This window comes from Frankia sp. CeRuru1 (genome assembly GCF_977966315.1).
Map to the genome: position 1 here is coordinate 1 of NZ_CDWWEW010000493.1, position 3178 is coordinate 3178.

Annotated in this window: 4 protein-coding genes; all 4 read left to right on the forward strand. The window is 71.0% G+C overall.

Translation table 11 applies throughout. The annotated features are described in order from the left end of the window. Positions 1 to 11: 11 nt before the first annotated feature. A complete protein-coding gene (locus AC08OP_RS23280) occupies positions 12 to 752 on the forward strand; it encodes a CDP-alcohol phosphatidyltransferase family protein (protein WP_476616132.1) in 741 nt (246 codons plus the stop codon). Beyond that, on the forward strand, positions 742 to 2043 hold the full coding sequence (locus AC08OP_RS23285) for a competence/damage-inducible protein A (protein ID WP_476598618.1): 1302 nt from the start codon (positions 742 to 744) through the stop codon (positions 2041 to 2043). Before AC08OP_RS23280 ends, AC08OP_RS23285 begins: the two co-directional genes overlap by 11 nt. 121 nt (positions 2044 to 2164) lie before the next feature. Continuing rightward, a complete protein-coding gene (locus tag AC08OP_RS23290) occupies positions 2165 to 2476 on the forward strand; it encodes a helix-turn-helix domain-containing protein (RefSeq protein WP_462188820.1) in 312 nt (103 codons plus the stop codon). A gap of 253 nt (positions 2477 to 2729) precedes the next feature. Next, the coding region (locus AC08OP_RS23295; RefSeq protein WP_476616131.1) for a Dps family protein at positions 2730 to 3178 on the forward strand (449 nt) is incomplete at its 3' end.

The window sequence follows — 3178 nt, forward strand, 5'->3', positions numbered from 1 at the left end:
TTTCTGCCCCGGTGGTCCCCGCGGCCCCGGTGGTCCCCGCGGCTCCGGTGGTTAATGTCGCCAACCTGCTGACGATCGTGCGGCTGGTGTTGGTGCCGGTCTTCGTGGTCTTCCTGTTCGCCGGGCCCGACGGGCATACCTGGCGGTACGCCGCCTTCGGCGCCTATGCGGTGGCCGCGGTGACCGACCAGATCGACGGCTCCATCGCCCGCCGCTGGCACCTCGTCACCGACTTCGGCATCCTGGTCGATCCGATCGCCGACAAGGCGCTGACCGGTGCCGCGTTGATCTCGCTGTCCGTGCTCGGCGAGCTGCCCTGGCCGGTCACCGTACTGATCCTCCTGCGGGAGGTCGGCGTCACCCTCCTGCGCTTGTGGGTGATCCGCTTCGGGGTGATCGCGGCGAGCCGTGGGGGCAAGGCCAAGACCCTGCTGCTGAACGTCGCGATCGGTCTCTACGTGCTTCCGCTGGCGGGTGTTGCCGCCACGAGCCGGGCCGTGATCCTCGCGGCTGGCGTGGTGGTCGCCATGGTCACCGGGATCGATTATGTCTGTCGAGCTCTCGCGCTGCGGCGGCGGGCCGCGCGGGACCCCGGCGGTGTCACCCCGCCGACGGGCGCGCCATCCACCGGCCTCTCGCCCGGCACCGGCCCCCCGGTGCGTCACCGGGGGGCCGGGCCGGCCGGGTCCGCCCCGTCAACGGCGGCCGGACCGACTACCAGGAAGACGGAGGGGCGGACCGATGCGCGCTGAGCTGCTGGCGGTGGGGGACGAACTTCTCTACGGCGACATCGTCAACGGCAACGCGGCCTGGTTGGGTCGGCAGCTGGCCGATGTCGGAGTGACCGTCACGACGTCGACGGTCGTCGGTGACGACATCGACATGATCGCCACGGCGATCCGGGTGGCACTGGACCGGGCTGACGTCGTCATCATGACCGGAGGGCTCGGTCCCACCCAGGACGACCTGACCCGCGAGGGCATCGCCGCCGCGGCCGGCGTCGGCCTGCGCCGGGACGACTTCCTGGAGTCGATGCTGCGGCGACGGTTCCGGGACCTGGGCCGCGGTGACGGTGGCCGGCGCGTGCCCCAGATGAACTACCGGCAGGCGGACCTGCCCGAGGGGGCACAACCGCTGCCGAACGGCGCCGGAACAGCCCCGGGGATACGGATGGAGATCGGGACCGGCGTCGTCTACGCGATGCCCGGTGTGCCGTTCGAGATGAACGACATGTTCACCGCCAGCGTGCTGCCCGACATCCTGCGCCGGGCCGGGCAGCCCGCGGTGGTCGTCCACCGGGTGCTGCGCACGGCGGGCATGTGGGAGTCGGCCGTCGCCGAGGCCCTCGCGGACGAGGTCGACCGGCTTGCCCCGATCGGCAATCCGCGCATCGCGTTCCTGGCCAGCGGTGGCCAGACCCGGGTGCGTATCACGGCCCGGGCCCGGGATCGGGCCGAGGCCGAGATGCTGATCGCACCGGTGGAGACCGCGGCCCGGACCGCGCTGGGCGCCGGGGTGTACGGCGGTGCGGACGACTCCCTCGAAGGCGTGGTCCTGGGGCTGCTGGTCCAGCGGTCGGCGACGCTGGCCGTCGCGGAGTCCATCACCGGGGGGCTGCTCGCCGGGCGGCTGACCGACGTCCCCGGTGCGAGCGCCGCGTTCCGTGGCGGCATCGTCTCCTACGCCACGGAGGTCAAGGCGTCGGCGCTCGGTGTCGATGAGGGTCTGTTGGCCGCCGGGGGCGCGGTGTCGTCGAGGACGGCCGCCGCGATGGCGGCGGGGGTCCGGTCTCGGCTGGGCGCCACCTACGGGTTGTCCACCACGGGAGTCGCGGGCCCGCGGCCGCAGGAGGACAAACCGGTCGGCACGCTGCATATCGGCCTGGCCGGACCGGATGGCACCGTCACCCGGTCGGTACGGCTGCCCGGGGACCGGCCGCGCATCCGCACCTACGCGGTGGTGTCCGCGCTGGACCTGGTGCGTCGGCTGCTCGCCGGGCTGCCGAGCAGCGAGATGACCACAACCGGCGACGGCGCGCCCTGACGCGCGAGACTAATCGCCGGACCTGAGGTGCTTACACAGTTACAGTCCCATCAACGAGGGCCCGATGGTTGCGGTGGTGGGTATACGGTGAACGCATCCCGCGGACGAAGGAGGAGGCTCGATGGTCCTGCTCCGACGCATGCTCGGCGAGGCGTTGCGCCGCCGCCGTCAGGATCAGCACCGCACGCTTCGGGAGGTGTCGTCGGCGGCACGGGTGTCGCTCGGCTACCTCTCGGAAGTTGAGCGTGGGCAGAAGGAGGCCAGCTCCGAGCTGCTTGCCGCCATCTGTGACGCACTGGGAGTACGGCTTGCGGACCTGCTGCGCGAGGTGAGTGAGGATCTCGAGCTCGCCGAGCTGGCGGTGCCCGCGCGGGTCGGCGCGCCCACCGTGGTGGTTCCCGCCCGCGCCGCGGTCGTCGACCGGGCGGCCTGAGTTGGGCGTCCGGCGTCTTCCGGCGTCCCGCCGCGTCGGCTGTCCCGTTCACGTGTCCCGTTCACGTTCGGGGTCTGCTCCGTTCATGACGTGCGCTCCGTTCATGATGTAGGTCTCGATGAGGTAGGTCTCGGTAGGTGTCTCGTTCGCGATGTCGGGCTGTGCTGGGCGCTGGGGCGTTCTGGACGCATACGGATCTCTTCACGGGGCACGCCGCAGGGAGCAGATGTCTCCGGCGTGAGAGGGGTCGAGTATGAGCGCCATCCGCAGCCCGTTGTCCGACGGGGCACGAAGCGTCACCGGTGAGGCCCTCCAGGGCACGTTGATCGACCTGATCGACCTGTCCCTGTCCGCCAAGCAGCTGCACTGGAACGTCACCGGGCGCACCTTCCGCAGTGTGCATCGCCAACTCGACGAGGTCGTCGACCTGGCGCGTCGTTACGCGGACGCCACCGCCGAACGTGCCGTCGCGATCGGGGTCAACCCGGACGGTCAGTCCTCGACGGTCGCCCGAGGCACCCACCTGCCGGGAGTGGAGGTGGGGTACATCCCGGATGAGAAGGTGATCCGGCAGACGACCGAGGTCCTCGCCGGGGTGGTCACGAGGATGCGTACCCGCATGGACGCGACCGAGAAGGCCGACCCGGTCACCCAGAACCTGATCATCGAGATCGTCCACGACCTGGAGGAGCAGCACTGGAT